Source organism: Qipengyuania flava (assembly GCF_019448255.1).
Lineage (GTDB): Bacteria > Pseudomonadota > Alphaproteobacteria > Sphingomonadales > Sphingomonadaceae > Qipengyuania > Qipengyuania flava_A.
On the sequence record NZ_CP080410.1, the window covers coordinates 1,525,520 to 1,543,424 of the forward strand.

Genomic DNA, 17,905 nt, shown 5'->3' on the forward strand with positions numbered 1-17,905 from the left:
ATTACACCAGCGCCTTCGCTTCGTCGTCCATCGTGCCTTCGACCTGGTCGCCGTAGAGCAGCATTTCGGTATGCGCCGCGCCGCTCGGGATCATCGGGAAGCAGTTGGCTTCCTTGGCGACCTGGCAATCGACGATCACCGGCCCGTCATGCGCAAGCATGGCTTCGATCCCGGCATCGAGCTGGCTTTCGTCCTCGATGCGGATGCCCTTCCAGCCATAGGCTTCGGCGAGCTTCACGAAATCGGGCAGGCTGTCGGAATAGCTGTTCGAATAGCGGCTCTCATAGGTCAGTTCCTGCCACTGGCGGACCATGCCCATGTATTCGTTGTTGAGGATGAACACCTTCACCGGCAGGCGGTACTGGCTTGCCGTGCCCAGTTCCTGGATGTTCATCTGGATGCTGGCCTCGCCCGCAATGTCGATGACGAGGCTGTCCGGATTGCCGAGCTGCGCGCCGATGGCTGCTGGCAGGCCGTAGCCCATCGTGCCGAGACCGCCGCTGGTGAGCCACTTGTTCGGCCCCATGAACCCGAAATACTGCGCCGCCCACATCTGGTGCTGGCCGACTTCGGTGGTGATGATCGGGTTGCGATGCTGCGTCAGGGCAAACAGGCGTTCGACGCTCTTTTGCGGCATGATCATGTCGCCGGCGCGATCGGGATAGGCGAGGCAGTCGCGCGCCTTCCAGCCGAGGATACGGGCGTTCCATTCGCTGAGGTCGTTCGCCTTGCGGTCGCCCCAGGCTTCCACCAGCTGTTCGAGCACATGGCCGCAATCGCCCACGATGCCGAGTTCAACCGGCACGATCTTGTTGATGCTGGCGCGGTCGATATCGATGTGGATCTTCTTGGCGTCCGGCGCGAAAGCATCGAGGCGGCCGGTCACGCGATCATCGAACCGCGCGCCGACCGCCACGATGAGGTCCGCGCGGTTCATCGCCATATTGGCTTCATAGGTGCCGTGCATGCCAAGCATGCCGAGCCAATCGGGATGATCCGCGGGAAAGGCGCCAAGGCCCATGAGCGTGCTGGTCACCGGCGCGCCGGTGGCGTTTTGCAGCTTGCGCAGCAGCTCGCTTGCGCGCGGGCCGGCGTTGATGACGCCGCCGCCGGTGTAGAACACCGGGCGCTCTGCCGCTGCGATCATGTCGATCGCTTCGGCAATTTCGTCGGCCGCGCCCACCATGCGGGGCTGGTAGCGGTGGGAGGGCAGGGGCGTGTCGTCCTGTGCGTCCCAACTCGCGAGCGCGATCTGCACATCCTTGGGAATGTCGACCACGACCGGGCCGGGGCGGCCCGTGGTCGCAATGCGGAAGGCTTCCTCGATCGTCGCGCCGAGACGTTCGGGGTCCTTCACGAGATAATTGTGCTTGGTGCAGTGCCGGGTGAGGCCGATGGTGTCGGCTTCCTGGAACGCGTCGGTCCCGATGAGCGCGGTCGGCACCTGGCCGGTGATCACCACCAGCGGGATGGAATCCATATAGGCGTCGGCAATGCCGGTGACCGCGTTGGTTGCGCCCGGGCCGCTGGTCACGAGGACGACGCCGGGCTTGCCGGTCGAACGCGCGTAACCTTCGGCCGCATGGGCCGCGCCGGCTTCGTGGCGCACGAGGATGTGCCGGATGTCTTCGTCCGCAAACAGTTCGTCATAGATCGGCAGGACCGCGCCGCCGGGATAGCCGAACACGAATTCGACACCCTGCCGCTTGAGGCATTCGATCAGGATTGCGGCGCCGCTGCGCTCGGTAGTCACGTTACCCTCCGACCCATTGCTGAGCGTTCAAAAGACACAAATCGGCCCGGCGCTGGGGTCTGAAGCGCCGGGCCGACTGCACTCCAGATACGCGCGATTGATTTCACGGTCAACCGCATTCTTGAAATAAAGATACAAAAAAATCCTCTTCAGCGATTCTTTTGTTATCCGCGCGCGGCCAGTGATCGGGTGGCTGGTTGCGGAACCACGTGTATTGGCGCTTGGCATACTGGCGCGTCGCGGTCTGGCCAGCGGCGATAGCTTGAGCGCGCGATAGTTCGCCTTGGATCATGCCGGCGATTTCCGGCACGCCGATGGCTCGCATCACGGGTAGTGCAGGATCGAGGTTCCGCTCCAGAAGTGCTTCGACTTCCTCGATCGCGCCCTGGTCCAGCATACGCTCGAAGCGCAGGTCACAGCGTGCGTAGAGCCATTCGCGTTCGGGTAGCAGGACTAGCGGATGGAGTGTGACGGATTCGCCGATCCCGCCTTCCTGCCTGTCCTGCCAGTAGGTGAGGGAGCGGCCCGTGGACCGCACCACCTCAAGCGCGCGCGCCATGCGCTGGTTGTCGCGCGGACCGAGCCGCCCGGCAGCCTCGGGATCCTCCTCCACCAGCCGTTCGCGCAGCTCTTCGGTGCTCAAGGCGCGTACAGCCTCGCGCACGTCGGGTTCGATGGCCGGGATGGGCGATATCCCATCGAGCAACGTGCGCATGTAAAGTCCGGTCCCGCCGCACAGGATCGGCACGCCGCCTGCTGCATGGGTCGCGGCAACCTCGCTTTTCGCCGCCTCGGCCCAGTCGGCGGCCGAGCAGGCCTTGGCCCCGTCCCAGGTCCCGAACAGGCGATGGTCGATACCGTCCATCTCCTCCTCGCTCGGGCGCGCAGAAAGGATCCGCAGGTCGCGATAGACCTGCTGGCTGTCGGCGTTGATCACGACCGCGGGTCGTCCGGCGGATTCGACTCGGCGGGCCAACTGCACCGCGAGATCGCTCTTGCCGCTGGCGGTCGGCCCTGCGATGAGCGCGACCGGTTGTTTCGGCGTTGAAACTGAAAGGGACGTCTCGGTGCTCATTGCCCGCCTGATAGCAGACATGGACCAAGTGGAAACGCGCCTTGAGAAGGCGCTGCAGGCCTGCGCCGATGCGGGCATGCCGGTGGCCATGGCGGGGATGCTCGATTTCTGCGGCGATGTCCTCCAGCTGTCCCTGCCTCACGGCGAACGGGCGGCTCTGACTGCCATCCTTGTCGAGCATTTCGGTGAGTGCGACCTGCTTGTCACCGACCACGAGATCGAGATCCCGCGCCTGTTCGTCTCGGACATGGATTCGACGATGATCGGCCAGGAATGCATCGACGAGCTCGCCGATTTCGCTGACCTGAAAGACAAGGTCGCGGCCATCACCGAACGCGCGATGCAAGGCGAGCTCGACTTCGAGAGTGCGCTGAAGGAGCGCGTCGGCCTTCTCGAAGGGCTTGAGGAAAGCGCGATAGATCGCTGTCTTAGCGAACGAATTTTACCCGTTGAAGGCGCGCGCGCGCTGGTCGCCACGCTGCGCAGCAAGGGGACCCGGACGGTTCTGGTCACGGGCGGCTTCCATCATTTCGCCGATGCGGTGGCGGATCAGCTGGGCTTCGAACGGGTCGTCGGCAACCGCCTTGGTGTAGCTGGCGGTGCGCTGACGGGCCTGCTCGCCGGACCGGTTAGCGATGCATCGACCAAGCTTGCCACGCTAGAGGAAGAGCGCGCGCTCCTGGGCGAGGGCGCAAGGGTGCTGGCGACCGGTGACGGGGCGAACGACATTCCCATGATCGAGGCCGCGGACTACGGTGTGGCTTACCGCGCTAAACCCAAGGCGCGCGACGCGGCCAACGGTCGAATCGCCAGTGCCGATTTGCGCTCTATCCTCAAGCTACTCGGCATTCCCCAGAGCGAGTGGACCGAGGATTTCCCCACACCCTAGACTTGGCGCGCTTTTCCAATCGGCTAGGATCGGTTTCTGTTAAGGACCGAACCATTATGAACAAGCCGATGACCCGCTCCGCTTTCGCCATGCCCGATCTGGAAACCGCGCGCGACGGAACGCCGCTCTCGCACCCGCGTCGGCCCAAGACGCGGTATCGTCCTCTCGCTGCGATCCGCCATTTTCGCGAGCTGCTGAAGGACAAGGAAAACACCGCAGAGGTCTTCAAGATCTACGACGCGCTGCCGTCGGGCCGGTTCATCCCGCGCGTGCGCGAATTGACGCTGAGCCCCCATGGTGAAGCGTTGCGAGCCAGCGAGCCTTACCTTCCGACAATCCTCGATGACCACGAGGCGCTGCGCAAACTGCCCGAGGGATCGGTAGCGCACGCCTATTGCGACTTCATGGAACGTGAAGGCCTGTCGGCCGCAGGTCTGGTGGAAGAATTCGACCGGGTTGGTCGCCCGGTTTACGATGATCTCATCCAGTGGTTCGGTTTCCGCCAGCGCGACACGCACGATCTCATGCATGTCCTGACCGGATACGGCCGTGATGCGCTTGGCGAACAGTGCGTGCTGCTCTTCACCCACGGCCAGAGCCCTGCGCAGGGGCACCTGCTGCTTGGCTATGCCGGCTCGCTGCACCTCAAGCGCCTCGTGAAGAGCGAGGCGCCAGTGATGAAGGCCATCAGCCAGGCGAAACGCACGGGCAAGGCTTGCCCGCCGCTGGTTGGCCTGTCGATCCGCGAGCTGCTTGCCAAGAACCTTGAAGAAGCCCGCGCCGAGCTGAACATTCCCGAACCGCACTGGTATCGCGAATGCCACCGCATCTGGCGCGAAGAGGGGATCGATCCCTACGACCTGCTGGCCCATCAGGAGCAGCAGGAGATGGCCGCCGCCTGACCCTCAGGCACTCACAGCCAGCTGGCGATCTGGTCCAGCGGCTTTTTCTGCAAGGCATGGACGGGCACGGTTGCGCCCTCTTCCGGGTGCCCGACAACCACCACCATCAGCGGTTTCTCCCAATCGGGGCGCCCGCAGATCTCGCGCAGGAAACCCATGGGCGAGGGCGTGTGGGTGAGCGTCGCTAGCCCCGCTTCGTGCAGAGTCGCGATCAGCATGCCGCAGGCAATGCCGACGCTTTCGTTGACGTAATAGTTCTGCGTCTTGCCGTCTTCTTCGATGCCGCCCTTGCGCTGGGCGAAAACCACGATGAGCCAGGGCGCGGTTTCGAGAAACGGCTTGTCCTCGTCCGTGCCCAGCGGCGCGAGGGCATCGAGCCATTCCTCGCTTGCCTTCGCCTTGTCCTTGTCGGCGCCGTAGAACTTGCGTTCCTCTTCCTCGGCGGCCTCGCGAATGGCGCGCTTCTTCTCCGGGGAGGACACCACGGCAAAGTGCCAGGGCTGGTGGTTGGCGCCGTTGGGCGCTGTGCCGGCCGCCTCGATAGCCGCTTCGATCACTTCGCGTGGAACAGGCTTGTCGGAGAAATAGCGGCAGGTGCGCCGCTGCTTCAGCCGGTCGCGCAGGGAGCGCGCCCGGTTGATGCTATCCTCATCGGTTATGGCGGGAAGCGAGTAGGGGACGGTTTCGTGGTCACGCATGACACCGTCCCTAACCCAGCTTTTCGCCGCGCTCGACCCCTAGCTCGAGCCGGTAAGGTGGGTTTCCCCCGTTCGCGCGTTGTAGAACAGCTCGAAATGCCAGTTATCACACAGGTTGAGGCCGTCCCACACAGCCTCGTCGCCGTCGGAATAGACCACGCGCAGGTCCCAGTCGCAGGTGTTGTCCGCCCGGCGCATGTCGAGGTCGAACGTTTGCCCATCCTCGAGCACGTCCCAGTCGAGCACATCCTCTTCCCAGGTCTGCTTATGGCCGGCGGAAATGAAGATCTGCGCGATCGTGTAGCCGGTCGAGTTCACCAGCCGTATTTTCTCGTACATCTGCGCCATCGCGGCGGTGGCGCCGCCGAATGCGAGCGCTGCTGCGCCTGTGATGCCGAGCCATGTGCGGGTGTTCATGTCGCCCTCTCCCCCAGATTGGAGCGCGCGACCCTGACGCAGTTCTTACACTTTTTGAGTTTCTTGGAAAGCCGGGGCGCCGTTCAGCGCAATTCCTTGCGGATCACGAGCTTGAGGCCGGACCAGGTTTCATCGACCGCGCAGACCTTGGTATCGACGAGGCCCATGGGGAGGGCGACGTCCCGGATCGTGTCCTCCGTGATCTCGCTGGGGACGCCAGACGCCTTCTTCGGCCAGCTCACCCAGACATGTCCGTCGCGGGCCATATTCTCACGCAGGGCTGCGAGCTTTTCCTCCAGAGCGGCGCGCTCGGTCACGAAGATGTGGGACGCATCGGGCGCCTCCTGCGGCCCGGCGACGAAAGTCAGCTCGAGCGCGTATTCGCCGATTTCGTCCTGCACGCTTTCCGGCATGGCGTCGAACCAGACGCGGTGCCCGTCACGCAAGTTGAGCTTCTTGGCGAGCGGGGTTCCGGAATAGCCAGCGGTCATGTCACAGTCCCTGCATCACGCAGTCGCCAAAGTCGACGGCAAGGTGCCACAGCGCGCCGAGCCCGAAAGCTCGCGTCCACCAGCGAGGCACCAGCAGCAGGGCCAGATAGGCGAGGGCGGCTTCCCAGCCGTGGAGCAGGTGAAAGCCCACGCTGCAGCGATTGGGATCGAAGATCGGGTCGGCCAGCAGATGGTCGAGATCGATCAAATTTGCCGAGGCGACGACCGCACCCGCTTTCAGCCACCGCGCCGGCCAGAGGATCCGCGCGATGAGGAACGGGGCTAGCCAGTGGCCGCCGTAGTGGAGGAGGGGCTGCAGCAGCACCGCAGCCGCCTTCCCTTAGCCTTCCATCCAGTCGCTGAAGAAGCTGCGGTGCGCCGCGCGCATCTCGTCGATCGACTTGCCGAACAGCGTGGTGCCACCGGTCTTGCCGATGCGGCGGAAGCCGATGGCGGCGGTCTCGTCGTTCTCGGTGCCCTTGGCGAGCGCCTGGTTGAGCGCTTCGGTGTCGGGGACGGTGACCACGTAGCGGCCCTGGTCTTCGCCGAACCACCATGCGGCCTTGGAATATTCCTCGTTCCACTCGACATCGGCGCCGATGCCGCCCGCCATGGCCATTTCGGCAAGGGCAATGGCGAGGCCGCCGTCGGAGACATCGTGGACAGCGCTAACGAGACCGTCGGCGATCAGTTGTAGGATGATCTTGCCCGCGTTCTTCTCGACGGTGAGGTCGGTCGGCGGGCTACGGCCTTCGTCGCGGCCGTGCACTTCCGAAAGCCACAGTGACTTGCCGAGATGCGAACGTTCCGGATCGGCGGTGGCCCATTCCTCGGCATGAATGAGATAGATCGCCTCGCCCTCGGCCTTGAACGGCATGGTCATCATGTGATCGTAGTCGTCGATCAGGCCGACACCGCCGATGGCAGGGGTGGGCAGGATGGCACTGCCGCCGCCGGTCGCCTTGCTCTCGTTGTAGAGGCTGACGTTGCCGCTCACGATCGGGAAGTCGAGCACGCGGCAGGCGCGGCCCATGCCTTCGAGCGCGTGGACGAACTGGCTCATGATTTCGGGACGCTGCGGGTTGGCGAAGTTGAGGCAGTTCGTGACCGCCAGCGGACGCGCGCCCACGGCGCACAGGTTGCGATAGGCCTCGGCAATCGCCTGCTTGCCGCCCTCATAGGGATCGGCATGGACATAGCGCGGGGTGCAGTCGGTGCTGATGGCGAGCGCCTTCTTGGTGCCGTGCACGCGCACGACGCCCGCATCGCCGCCGGTCTGGAGCGTGTCTGCGCCGACCTGGCTGTCGTACTGTTCGCTAATCCACTTGCGCGAAGACAGGCTGGGCGAGGCGAGCAGCTTCATAAGGTCGCCGCCGACATCGTCAGTATCGGGTCGCTCGGTCATCGGCTTGATGCCGGCCCAGGCGGTGTAGTCTTCCTTCGACATATACGGCCGGTCGTATTCGGGCGCATCGGCCGCAAGGGGGCCGAGCGGGATATCGCACACGACTTCGCCGCCGAATTCGAGCACCATGTGCTGCGTATCGGTGACTTCGCCGATGACTGCGAAATCGAGCTCCCACTTCTCGAAGATGGCGGCGGCCATCTCTTCCTTGCCGGGCTTCAGCACCATGAGCATGCGCTCCTGGCTTTCGCTCAGCATCATTTCGTAAGGCGTCATGCCCTCTTCGCGGCAGGGCACCTTGTCCATGTCGAGGCGGATGCCGGCCTTGCCGTTGGTCGCCATTTCGACGCTGGAGGAGGTGAGGCCCGCTGCGCCCATGTCCTGGATCGCGACGATCGCGTCGGTCGCCATGAGTTCGAGGCAGGCCTCAATGAGCAGCTTCTCGGTGAAGGGGTCGCCCACCTGCACCGTGGGGCGCTTGGCATCCGCATCTTCCTCGAAATCTGCCGAGGCCATGGTCGCGCCATGGATACCGTCGCGGCCGGTCTTCGAGCCGACATAGACGATCGGGTTTCCGACGCCGGTCGCCGCGCTGTAGAAAATCTTGTCCGCATCCGCGACGCCCACCGTCATCGCGTTGACGAGGATGTTGCCGTCATAGGCCGGGTTGAAATTGGTTTCGCCGCACACGGTCGGCACGCCGACGCAGTTGCCGTAGCCCCCGATCCCCGCGACCACGCCTTGCACGAGGTGCTTCATCTTGGGGTGTTCGGGACGACCGAAGCGCAGCGCGTTGGCGTTCGCCACCGGACGTGCGCCCATCGTGAAGACGTCGCGCAGGATGCCGCCGACGCCGGTTGCGGCGCCCTGGTAGGGCTCGATGTAGCTCGGGTGGTTGTGGCTCTCCATCTTGAAGATGGCGGCCTGGCCATCGCCGATATCGATCACGCCCGCGTTCTCGCCGGGGCCGCAAATGACCCAGGGCGCCTCGGTCGGCAGCTTCTTCAGGTGCAGGCGTGAGCTCTTGTACGAGCAGTGCTCGCTCCACATGACCGAGAAGATGCCCAGTTCCACGAGGTTGGGTTCGCGGCCGAGCGCGTTCAGGACGCGGTCGTATTCTTCGGGGCTGAGGCCGTGCTGCTCGACGACTTCGGGGGTGATCGCGGATTCGACAGTTGCCATGGGCGCGCGCTTAGCGCCGCGCGCCCGATACTGCCAGTCCCACCGTGTTTTTATGCCACCGTGTCGTCTGCACCCAGAAGGCCATTGCGGTAAGGACGGCAAAGCCGAGCATGGCGGTGAGATAGAAACCGATACCGGCTTCGGTAGGCGGCGGACCGAACCAGTTGATCGCCTGGAACACCAGCATCGTGCCCAAGAGGATCAGCGGCGGGACCAGAGGCCCCTTGGTGCGGCGGATGTAGAACCAATAGGCAAACAGGACGAGGCCGATCTCAAGTGGCATGGCGATCATGGGGCTGTCCCACAGGCCGAAGCCGTACTTCTGGTCACCGCCCGCGATGGTCATGTCGGGCGCGTGCGTCACGAGGTCGAGCACCCAGTGGCTCAGCACGACGATTCCCGTCCAGGTGGCCGCAACCATATTCCGTGTCAGGAACCAGATGAGCGCTGCGAAAGCCAAGGCCAGGACGGCGGTGCCCAACAGGCTGTGCGTGTAGGGCATGTGGTAGAGATCGAGCGGGACCATTTCGGTGAACCCGGGCACGATCCTCAGCTTTTCGATCCCGACAATGGCGAGCAGGAAGAGTGCCCAGTCCGCAAGCTGCGCGGCAATGAACAGCAGGCCGAGCTTGGGCGCCTCTTCGGTTGCCCCGCGGGCGATGAAGGCGGGCGCGAAGTGACCGATGAACATCGGATCAGGTGAACTTCTGGACGGCCAGCGTTGCAACGCTTGCTGCAACGGCGGTGGCAAAGGCGCCCCAGCAGATGTCGGCGATGGTTACCGTGGTGGACCAGGTGCGCATGGTCGCCTGGTTGGTCAGGTCATAGGTGGCGTAGCAGATCGCCCCCAGTAACGCGCCGTTGAGGGCCGCTGCGCCGATGCCGTTGGCAAGCCCGGGGCGGACGGCGAACCACACAATGGCCGCGATATAGGCTGCGTAGAAAACAAGGGCAGGGCCCATGCGGAAGCTTTCGGCGAGGATGTCGCCCAGCTTCGGGCGATAGAAGTTCGGGCCGGCCCAGCTCAGCCAGGCGGCGTCGAGCGCCCCGAACACGAGCGCCGCGGCAACGGCAGCAACAATCCACGTCATATTGGCTCCCCTTGTTTTCGGTTTACTTGACCGCGTGCGGGCAGGCCGTCAATGCTCCCGCGCGATGGCAGAGGAACAGTCACAGATTTCACAGCTCACCTTCGAGCAGGCGCTGCGCGAACTGGAAGGCGTGGTGCGACGTCTCGAAAGCGGCGACGTGCCGCTTGATGAGAGCATCGACCTTTACGAACGCGGTGAACAGCTTCGCAAGGCGTGCCAGGCGCGTCTCGACGCGGCGCAGGCCCGGATCGAGAAGATCGTCGCCGGACCCGACGGTGCGCCGTCCGGCACCGAGGCCTTCGATGCCGGCGGTGCTGCGTGAGCGTGATGACCGCGATGCCCGAACGCCTCGGTGAAGCGCTCGAGCGCATTCAGGACGAGGTCAACAGCGCCTTCGACGCATTCCTCCCGGTCCCGCAGGACACCCGCGCGCGCCTCGTCGAAGCGATGCGTTATGCGGCGATCGGTGGCGGCAAGCGTGTCCGCCCGCTGCTGGTCGTGGCGACGGCCGAACTCTTCGGCGTCAACCGCAACGCCGCTGTCAACGCGGGCTGCGCTGTCGAAGCGATCCATTCCTATTCGCTGATCCACGACGATCTGCCGTGTATGGACGATGACGATCTGCGCCACGGCAAGCCGACGCTGCACAAGGCCTTCGACGAAGCAACGGCTGTGCTGGCGGGCGATTGCCTGCACGCGCTGGCCTTCGACATCCTGACCCAGCCGGACACCAGCACCGACCCCTTCGTTCGCGCCGAGCTCGTGGCGAGCCTTGCTAGGGCCAGCGGGCACGATGGCATGGCCGGAGGTCAGATGATGGATATCGTTTCCGAAGAGCAGGATTACGATCTTCGCCAGATCACCCGTCTCCAGCAACTGAAGACCGGCGCGCTGCTGGCGGCGAGTGTCGAGATGGGCGCGATCCTTGGACGGGTGCCGCCCGAAGGGCGCGCGCATCTCAGGGCTTATGCCCGCGATATCGGCCTCGCATTCCAGATCGCCGACGACCTGCTCGATGTGGAAGGCGACGAGACCAAGGCCGGCAAGGCGCTGCGCAAGGATGAAGGGCAGGGCAAGCAGACCTTCGTCACGCTGATGGGCGTCGACCAGGCCCGGGCGCAGGCTGAAATGCTCGTCGAACAGGCTGGCCAGCACCTCGCCAGCCACGGAGAGGACGCGCGCCTGCTGGTCGACCTAGCGCACTTCATCGTGAGGAGGGATCACTGATGGGCGAACGTATCGGTATCTACCCGGGGACTTTCGATCCCATCACCCTTGGCCATGCGGACATTATCCGGCGCGGCAGCAAGCTGGTCGACAAGCTCATCATCGGCGTCACGACCAACCCGTCGAAGAACCCCATGTTCTCGACCGAAGAACGCTTCGCTATGGTCGAGCGCGAGATTGCTTCGCTTGGCTTGACCAATGTCGAGGTTGTGGGCTTCAACGCGCTGCTTGTTAAGTTCGCGCAAAAACAGGGCGCCTCCGTCCTGATCCGCGGCCTGCGCGCCGTGGCGGACTTCGAGTACGAATACCAGATGGCCGGAATGAACCAGCAGCTCGACGACGAGATCGAGACCGTATTCCTCATGGCCGATGTGTCGTTGCAGCCGATCGCTTCCAAGCTCGTGAAGGAGATCGCCCTATTCGGCGGCGACATCAGCCCCTTCGTGAGCAAGGACGTGTGCGAGGACGTTATTGCCCGGGTCGAAAAGATCGGCCGGTTGGGCGACTTCTAGCCGCCTCCATCGCGTATTCATTGAAACGACAGGCCGCCAGCGCTAGACGGCCCTTCAAATCATCTCAAAATCGACGGAATTTCGATGACCAGGTTTTCGCTTGCCCTTGCTGCCGCGCTTTCGCTCGTTGCCACGCCCTTCGCCGCCCAGGCCCAGGACGAGGCGGCTGCCGAACCGGCTGCCGACACCCGCGTTTTCACGCCGGTGAATTTCAACATCAACGAAGACCTTGAAAACATCCTGCTGCTCGACCTGTCGAACGGTGAGCGTGTGGCCATTCGCCTGAAGCCCGACTGGGCGCCCAACCATGTGGAGCGGATCAAGACGCTCACGCGGCAGGGCTTTTACGACGGCATCATCTTCCACCGCGTGATCGACGGGTTCATGGCCCAGACGGGCGATCCCACCGGCACCGGTACCGGCGGTTCGGACCTGCCTGACCTTGCGGAAGAGTTCCACCGCATGCCCCACGTTCGCGGAACGGTTTCCATGGCCCGCGCGGCAAGCGAAGACAGCGCGAATAGCCAGTTCTTCATCGTCTTCTATCCGCGCCTGACACTCGACAACAGCTACACCAATTTCGGCCGTGTCATCTCGAACATGGCCGGTGCAGACGCCATTGCGCGGGGCGAGCCGCCTGCAAACCCGACGCGGATCCTGCAGGCCTCGATCGCTGCCGACAACAAGCCGGTCCCGGTGAACACGGCTCCGCGCGCAGCGGAAGAGATCAGCATCGACGATCTGAACGCGCCGATCTCGGAATAGCGTTTGCGCCTTTCGGGCGGCGCGCTTAAGCGGCGCGGGTCATGAAAGTCGACCTTTTCGATTTCGAGCTTCCGCCCGAGCGCATTGCCCTGCGTCCGGCGCGTCCGCGCGACGCGGCGCGCATGCTTGTGGTGCGCGGCGAGGGCCCGCTTGAGGACCGCGGCGTGCGCGACCTGCCCGGCCTGCTGCGCGAGGGCGATGTCCTTGTCTTCAACGATACGCGGGTCATTCCCGCGCAGCTCGAAGGCCGGCGCGGTGAAGCGAAGATCGGCGCGACGCTGCACAAGCGCATCGACCTGAGGCGCTGGCAGGCCTTCGTGCGCAACGCCAAGCGCCTGCGCATTGGCGATGTCGCCGAGTTCGGCGGCGGTGTCACGGCGGTTGCCGAAGAGCGCCTTGCCGATGGCAGCTTCATCCTGTTTTTCGAAGGCGATGAACCGGTCGAGGTACTGCTCGAACGTGCCGGGCGCATGCCGCTGCCGCCCTATATTGCCGGCAAGCGCGAGACCGACGAGCGCGACCGCGAAGACTACCAGACCATGTTTGCGGCTGAGGACGGGGCGGTGGCAGCCCCCACCGCGGCGTTGCACTTCACGCCCGAATTGATCGCGGCACTGGATGAGGCGGGCATCGGGCGCGAGACGCTGACGCTGCATGTGGGGGCGGGCACCTTCCTACCGGTCAAGGCCGAAGATACCGACGATCACGCAATGCATTCCGAGTGGGGCCGGATCGAAGCCGACGTGGCCGAGCGTTTGAACGCGGCGCGGGCTGCCGGCGGCCGTGTCATAGCCGTGGGCACCACCAGCTTGCGCCTCCTTGAAAGCGCGACCGGCGAAGACAGGGTGATCCAGGCCTTTGCCGGAGACACCGACATCTTCATCACGCCCGGCTACAGCTTCCGCGCGGTCGATGGGCTGATGACCAATTTCCACCTGCCGAAATCGACCCTGATGATGCTGGTCAGCGCGCTGATTGGCCGGGACCGGATCATGGAAGCCTATGCCCATGCGATTGCGCAGGAATATCGCTTCTACAGCTACGGCGATTCCTCGCTCCTGCTGCCCTAACAGCTTCCGGTCGGGAACAGATTCTCGGTGTTGAGCATCCGTTCGATCAACGCATCGTCGGCCGGGATGCGCCCGTCGAGCATCAGCATCGCAATGCCGTGCGCGATCGACCAGGCCTGCAGCGCAAGCGTTTCCGCATGGTCCGGATCGCTGGCCAGCGCCTGCGTATTGGCCGTCAGGAGGGCGCGCGCTTCGTCAGGCTTCTCGTCATTGTCTTCCACGGGGTGACCCTGTGTGAACATGAGCCGGAACAGAGCCGGATGGTCGAGGGCGAAGCGGACATAGGCGCGACCGGTTTCGGCGAAGCCTGCCGGGCCTCCTCCCGCTCGATCAGCCGCATCGGCCTGCGCGCTACCCAGCATGCGAAGTCCTTCCCGCGCGAGCGCCTTGTCGAGCGCGTGCTTGTCGGGGAAGTGGCGGTAGACGGCCGTCGCCGAGACACCCACCCGGCGCGCGAGTTCGCGCAGCGAGGGCAGGGCACCTTCCGCACCTTCGAGCGCTTCCAGCCCAGCTGCAATCAGGGCGTCGCGCAGGTTGCCGTGGTGATAGGCGGAAGCCGATGTTGACACTGTTATCATTGCCTCTATGTTTACAGCGTTCACTTTAACCGGAGCGAGTCGGCAATGGCAAGCGTCATCGAGAAAACCATCCGCAAGGCAGTCACCCCCGCGATCCAGGCGGTCGCCAGCATCAATCGTGCGCGCCTGCCGAAAGGGTCTGAAAATCCTTTCCTCAAGGGCATCCACACGCCGCTCGCCGCCGAGCATACGCTGGAGAACCTTACCGTCACCGGCACGATTCCGACCGAGCTCGATGGCCGTTATGTCCGCATCGGACCGAACCCCTTCAACGAAGGCGGCAAGGGGCATCACTGGTTCCTCGGCGACGGCATGGTCCATGGGGTTCGCCTCAAGGGTGGCAACGCCGAATGGTACCGCAACCGCTACATCCGTTCGCGCAACCTGGAAGAGAAGGGCGGCCCAGCGGCTGTCGGCGGTCCGCGCCGCGGAATGGGCGATACGGTCAATACCAATGTCCTCGCCATCGGCGGCACAATCATGGCCCTGGTGGAGGCCAGCAGCTTTCCCGTCGCGCTCGACGGCAAACTTGAAAGCGTTGCCTATTCCGATTTCGGTGGCGGCCTTACCGGCTCCTTCACCGCGCATCCGCACCAGTGCCCGGTGACCGGCGAGTTCCACGCGATCTGCTACGACGGTCCGACGCAGGATGTGATCCGCCACGTTGCGATGGACCGCGAAGGCACGGTGCTGCGCGAAACCGAGATCGCGGTGCGTAACGGCCCCTCGATCCACGACTGCGCGCTGACCGAAGACTTCGTCGTCATCCTCGACCTGCCGGTGACCTTCTCGATGCAGGCGTTGATAGCCGGTCACAAGTTCCCCTACCGCTGGAATCGCGACCACAAGGCGCGCGTCGGCCTGCTTCCGCGCGACGGGTCGAGCAGCGAGCCGGTGTGGCATGCGGTCGAGCCCTGCTATGTCTTTCACGTCGGGAACAGCTTCGAGGATGAGCAGGGACAGGTCGTGATCGACCTGTGCGCCTATGAAACGATCTTCGACGGCGATATGGCCGGACCCTACGGCAAGGCGCTAGGCCTAGAACGCTGGACCGTCGACGGCAATGCAGGTGCGGTGCGCCGCGAGACGCTCGACGGCTCGGGACAGGAATTCCCCCGCCCCGACGAACGCTATTTTACCAAGCCCTATCGCTACCTTTGGGCTATGGGCCTGCCCGAGGACGGAGACCTCGAATTCGTCGCTCCGATGCCGCTCTACCGCCACGATCTGGAAACGGGTGAGCGGGTGCAGCGCGATTTCGGCGAAGGACGCATCCCGGGTGAATTCGTCTTCGTTCCGCGTAGTAACGATGCCCCGGAAGGCGATGGCTGGGTGATGGGCTACGTCATCGATCGCAACGCAGGCACCAGCGCGCTCGAGATCCTCGACGCGATGAGCCTGGAACCGGTTGCCTCGGTCCATATCCCCCACCTCATCCCGCCGGGGTTTCACGGGAACTGGATCGCCGCTAGCTAAGGCTGCGTGGAGCCGATTCTCGAACTCAGTGGCCTGTCCAAGGTCTATCCCGGCGGGCTGAAAGCGCTCGACGATGTCGATCTTACGATCCGCAAGGGCGAGATATTCGCGTTGCTCGGGCCCAACGGCGCGGGCAAGACCACGCTGATCGGCGCGGTGTGCGGGCTTGTGCGACCAAGTTCGGGCACGATCCGCGCCTTTGGCCACGACATGGCGACCGACTGGCGCAAGGCGCGCAGCCGCATTGGCCTCGTGCCGCAGGAACTCAGCACGGACATGTTCGAACCGGTCCACCGCGCAGTAAGCTATTCGCGCGGGCTGTTCGGACTTCCGCCCGACAAGGCCCGGATAGAGCAGATTCTGCGTTCGCTCAGCCTGTGGGACAAGAAGGACGAGCGTATCATGGCGCTGTCGGGCGGCATGAAGCGCCGTGTCCTGATTGCCAAGGCGCTGGCGCACGAGCCGGACCTCCTGTTCCTCGACGAGCCGACCGCGGGCGTCGATGTCGAACTGCGCAAGGGCATGTGGGCGATCATCGACGAGATGCGCGGGCGCGGCGTCACCATCATCCTGACCACCCACTACATCGAAGAGGCTGAGATGATGGCCGACCGGGTCGGGGTTATCAGTTCGGGCAAGCTGCTGATGGTCGACGAAAAGGACGCGATGATGGCGCGGCTCGGACGGACCGAGGCGCATATCACGCTTGCAGAGCCGCTGGCGGCGCTGCCGCCGGAGATTGCGCGCTTCCCGGTTGAACTGGAAGAGGGCGGGCAGTCGCTGTGCTATCGCGGCGGCGACGGGACCGGCAAGGGCAAGGCCGAGGTCGCCGACCTGACCAAGGCGCTGATAGCCGCCGGGATCGACTACACCGGCATCGACACCCGCGAGAGCAGCCTGGAAGACATCTTCGTCTCGCTGCTTGGCGAGGGGGAGGGCGCGGCATGATTTCCTGGCGCTCCACTTGGTCGATCTACACGCGCGAGTTGATGCGTTTCCTGCGCACGGCCTTCCAGTCGGTGCTGGCGCCGGTGCTGACGACCTCGCTCTATTTCATCGTGTTCGGAGCCGCCATTGGGGGGCGGATGCCGGACCTTGGCGGCGTTGAGTACGGGGCTTTCATCATCCCCGGCCTGCTGATGCTGACCCTCTTGGGCGAGACCACCAGCAACTCCAGTTTCGGCATCTACATGCCGCGCTTCACCGGCACGATCTACGAGCTGCTCAGCGCGCCGGTGGGCGTGGCGGAGACCCTGATCGGCTTCGTCGGTGCGGCAATGACCAAGAGCCTGATCCTTGCCGCGATCATCCTTCTGACCGCGCGCCTGTTCGTCGATTATTCGATCGCGCATCCCGTGCTCGCGGTGCTCTACATCATGCTGGTCGCCGCTGCCTTCAGCCTGTTCGGCTTCATCCTTGGCGTATGGGCGGATAACTTCGAGAAACTCGGCATTATCCCGATGCTGTTCCTGACCCCGCTGACCTTCCTTGGCGGCACTTTCTATTCGATCGACATGCTGCCAAAGCCCTGGGACACGATCGCGCTGGCCAACCCCATCGTCTATCTCGTGAGCGGGCTTCGCTGGACCTTTTACGGATCGAGCGATGTGAGCATTGCGGTCAGCTTCGGCATCACGATCGGCTTCCTTGCGCTGTGTGTGGCCATCATCGCCTACATCTTCAAAACGGGCTGGCGATTGCGCGCCTGAAACGGTTCGTCTTTTCTGACAGATACGTTCAGCCGCGCGACAGCGGCGCGGCGACAGAGGTCCTCGCCCCGCATCAAGCGGGCAATCGAAAGAGGACAACATGAATACCAAAACCCTCCTTTTCGCAGCGGTCGCAACCAGCGCTGCCATGGCTCTCCCCACCGCGGCACAGGCGCAGGACGTCGTTCCTGGCGAAGGCTTCATCGGCGTTTCGGCCGGTGTCCACAGCCTCGGCCTCGAGGATGAAGTCGAGGCCATCGTCCCCGGCTTCGACATTGATGATTCGAGCCCGATCTTCGGCGTCTTTGCCGGCTACGACTTCCCCGTCGGCTCGAACCTGTTCGTGGGCGTTGAAGGCAATTACAACTTCGGCACCGACGCTCTCGACGGCGATTACGGCGCTTCGGCCCGTCTGGGTGTTCGCACCATCGGCGGCACCAAGATCTACGGCCGCGCCGGCTATCAGGCGATCAAGGTCGATTTCAACGAAATCATCAACGACGACACGGTGGATTTCAGCGGTTTCGATGACACCGAAGGCGATTTCCTCGCCGGCGTTGGCGTCGATGTTCCGGTGGGCAAGGCCTTCGTGCGCGCCAATCTCGACACGATTTCGTTCGACACCGTCCGCGCCACTGCTGGCGTAGGCCTGCGCTTCTAAGCGA

21 protein-coding genes are annotated in these 17,905 nt (G+C 64.1%); 11 read left to right on the forward strand and 10 right to left on the reverse strand.

All coding sequences use genetic code 11. The annotated features are described in order from the left end of the window. Position 1: 1 nt before the first annotated feature. Together ilvB and miaA are read right to left on the reverse strand one after the other, a co-directional pair. The gene (ilvB, locus tag KUV82_RS07515; protein WP_219953689.1) at positions 2-1,753 is read right to left on the reverse strand and encodes a biosynthetic-type acetolactate synthase large subunit; all 1,752 of its coding nucleotides are present in this window, start codon (positions 1,751-1,753) and stop codon (positions 2-4) included. 109 nt (positions 1,754-1,862) lie between these two features. Further along, the gene (miaA, locus tag KUV82_RS07520; protein WP_219953690.1) at positions 1,863-2,828 is read right to left on the reverse strand and encodes a tRNA (adenosine(37)-N6)-dimethylallyltransferase MiaA; all 966 of its coding nucleotides are present in this window, start codon (positions 2,826-2,828) and stop codon (positions 1,863-1,865) included. Here miaA and serB point away from each other — a divergent pair. Then, the gene (serB, locus tag KUV82_RS07525) at positions 2,821-3,717 is read left to right on the forward strand and encodes a phosphoserine phosphatase SerB (RefSeq protein WP_258319678.1); all 897 of its coding nucleotides are present in this window, start codon (positions 2,821-2,823) and stop codon (positions 3,715-3,717) included. The genes miaA and serB overlap by 8 nt on opposite strands. A 68-nt stretch (positions 3,718-3,785) precedes the next feature. Beyond that, positions 3,786-4,619: a Coq4 family protein gene (locus tag KUV82_RS07530; protein WP_219953691.1), complete on the forward strand. Its 834-nt coding sequence runs from the start codon at positions 3,786-3,788 to the stop codon at positions 4,617-4,619. A gap of 11 nt (positions 4,620-4,630) precedes the next feature. On the opposite strand, the gene KUV82_RS07535 is transcribed toward KUV82_RS07530, so the two are convergent. The 7 genes from KUV82_RS07535 to KUV82_RS07565 form a co-directional block, all read right to left on the reverse strand. Next, a complete protein-coding gene (locus tag KUV82_RS07535; RefSeq protein ID WP_219953692.1) occupies positions 4,631-5,317 on the reverse strand; it encodes a nitroreductase family protein in 687 nt (228 codons plus the stop codon). A gap of 39 nt (positions 5,318-5,356) precedes the next feature. Further along, entirely contained in the window at positions 5,357-5,734 is a 378-nt protein-coding gene (locus KUV82_RS07540; RefSeq protein ID WP_219953693.1) for a hypothetical protein, read from the reverse strand. 83 nt (positions 5,735-5,817) lie between these two features. After that, the gene (locus KUV82_RS07545) at positions 5,818-6,225 is read right to left on the reverse strand and encodes a DUF3052 family protein (protein ID WP_219953694.1); all 408 of its coding nucleotides are present in this window, start codon (positions 6,223-6,225) and stop codon (positions 5,818-5,820) included. Position 6,226: 1 nt separating this feature from the next. Further along, complete coding sequence (locus KUV82_RS07550; protein ID WP_219953695.1) at positions 6,227-6,550, reverse strand: DUF6122 family protein; 324 nt, start codon at positions 6,548-6,550, stop codon at positions 6,227-6,229. A 15-nt stretch (positions 6,551-6,565) separates the two neighbouring features. Further along, a complete protein-coding gene (gene purL, locus KUV82_RS07555) occupies positions 6,566-8,812 on the reverse strand; it encodes a phosphoribosylformylglycinamidine synthase subunit PurL (RefSeq protein WP_219953696.1) in 2,247 nt (748 codons plus the stop codon). Between the two features lie 10 nt (positions 8,813-8,822). After that, positions 8,823-9,503: a hypothetical protein gene (locus KUV82_RS07560; RefSeq protein WP_219953697.1), complete on the reverse strand. Its 681-nt coding sequence runs from the start codon at positions 9,501-9,503 to the stop codon at positions 8,823-8,825. Between the two features lie 4 nt (positions 9,504-9,507). Beyond that, positions 9,508-9,903: a DUF2177 family protein gene (locus KUV82_RS07565; protein ID WP_219953698.1), complete on the reverse strand. Its 396-nt coding sequence runs from the start codon at positions 9,901-9,903 to the stop codon at positions 9,508-9,510. Positions 9,904-9,967: 64 nt separating this feature from the next. On the opposite strand from KUV82_RS07565, the gene KUV82_RS07570 reads away from it, so the two are divergent. The 5 genes from KUV82_RS07570 to queA all read left to right on the forward strand — a co-directional run bounded on the left by KUV82_RS07570 (position 9,968) and on the right by queA (position 13,477). Next, positions 9,968-10,225 (forward strand): exodeoxyribonuclease VII small subunit, encoded by a 258-nt coding sequence (locus tag KUV82_RS07570; RefSeq protein ID WP_219953699.1) that lies wholly within the window; start codon positions 9,968-9,970, stop codon positions 10,223-10,225. A 5-nt stretch (positions 10,226-10,230) separates the two neighbouring features. Continuing rightward, positions 10,231-11,130: a polyprenyl synthetase family protein gene (locus KUV82_RS07575; RefSeq protein ID WP_258319890.1), complete on the forward strand. Its 900-nt coding sequence runs from the start codon at positions 10,231-10,233 to the stop codon at positions 11,128-11,130. Next, complete coding sequence (gene coaD, locus KUV82_RS07580; protein ID WP_219953700.1) at positions 11,130-11,642, forward strand: pantetheine-phosphate adenylyltransferase; 513 nt, start codon at positions 11,130-11,132, stop codon at positions 11,640-11,642. The genes KUV82_RS07575 and coaD overlap by 1 nt, the downstream gene beginning before the upstream one ends. Positions 11,643-11,726: 84 nt before the next feature. Then, positions 11,727-12,407 carry a peptidylprolyl isomerase gene (locus KUV82_RS07585; protein WP_219953701.1) on the forward strand — a complete coding sequence of 227 codons (681 nt, stop codon included), beginning with the start codon at positions 11,727-11,729 and terminating at the stop codon, positions 12,405-12,407. A gap of 41 nt (positions 12,408-12,448) precedes the next feature. Beyond that, positions 12,449-13,477 (forward strand): tRNA preQ1(34) S-adenosylmethionine ribosyltransferase-isomerase QueA, encoded by a 1,029-nt coding sequence (gene queA / locus KUV82_RS07590; protein WP_219953702.1) that lies wholly within the window; start codon positions 12,449-12,451, stop codon positions 13,475-13,477. On the opposite strand, the gene KUV82_RS07595 is transcribed toward queA, so the two are convergent. Continuing rightward, the gene (locus KUV82_RS07595; RefSeq protein WP_219953703.1) at positions 13,474-14,055 is read right to left on the reverse strand and encodes a TetR/AcrR family transcriptional regulator; all 582 of its coding nucleotides are present in this window, start codon (positions 14,053-14,055) and stop codon (positions 13,474-13,476) included. The genes queA and KUV82_RS07595 overlap by 4 nt on opposite strands. A 45-nt stretch (positions 14,056-14,100) precedes the next feature. On the opposite strand from KUV82_RS07595, the gene KUV82_RS07600 reads away from it, so the two are divergent. The 4 genes from KUV82_RS07600 to KUV82_RS07615 all read left to right on the forward strand — a co-directional run bounded on the left by KUV82_RS07600 (position 14,101) and on the right by KUV82_RS07615 (position 17,901). Next, on the forward strand, positions 14,101-15,531 hold the full coding sequence (locus tag KUV82_RS07600; protein ID WP_219953704.1) for an 8'-apo-carotenoid 13,14-cleaving dioxygenase: 1,431 nt from the start codon (positions 14,101-14,103) through the stop codon (positions 15,529-15,531). Between the two features lie 6 nt (positions 15,532-15,537). After that, entirely contained in the window at positions 15,538-16,479 is a 942-nt protein-coding gene (locus KUV82_RS07605) for an ABC transporter ATP-binding protein (protein ID WP_219953705.1), read from the forward strand. Beyond that, on the forward strand, positions 16,476-17,240 hold the full coding sequence (locus KUV82_RS07610) for an ABC transporter permease (RefSeq protein ID WP_219953706.1): 765 nt from the start codon (positions 16,476-16,478) through the stop codon (positions 17,238-17,240). The genes KUV82_RS07605 and KUV82_RS07610 overlap by 4 nt, the downstream gene beginning before the upstream one ends. 100 nt (positions 17,241-17,340) lie before the next feature. Then, a complete protein-coding gene (locus tag KUV82_RS07615) occupies positions 17,341-17,901 on the forward strand; it encodes an outer membrane protein (protein WP_219953707.1) in 561 nt (186 codons plus the stop codon). The last annotated feature ends 4 nt before the right edge of the window (positions 17,902-17,905 follow it).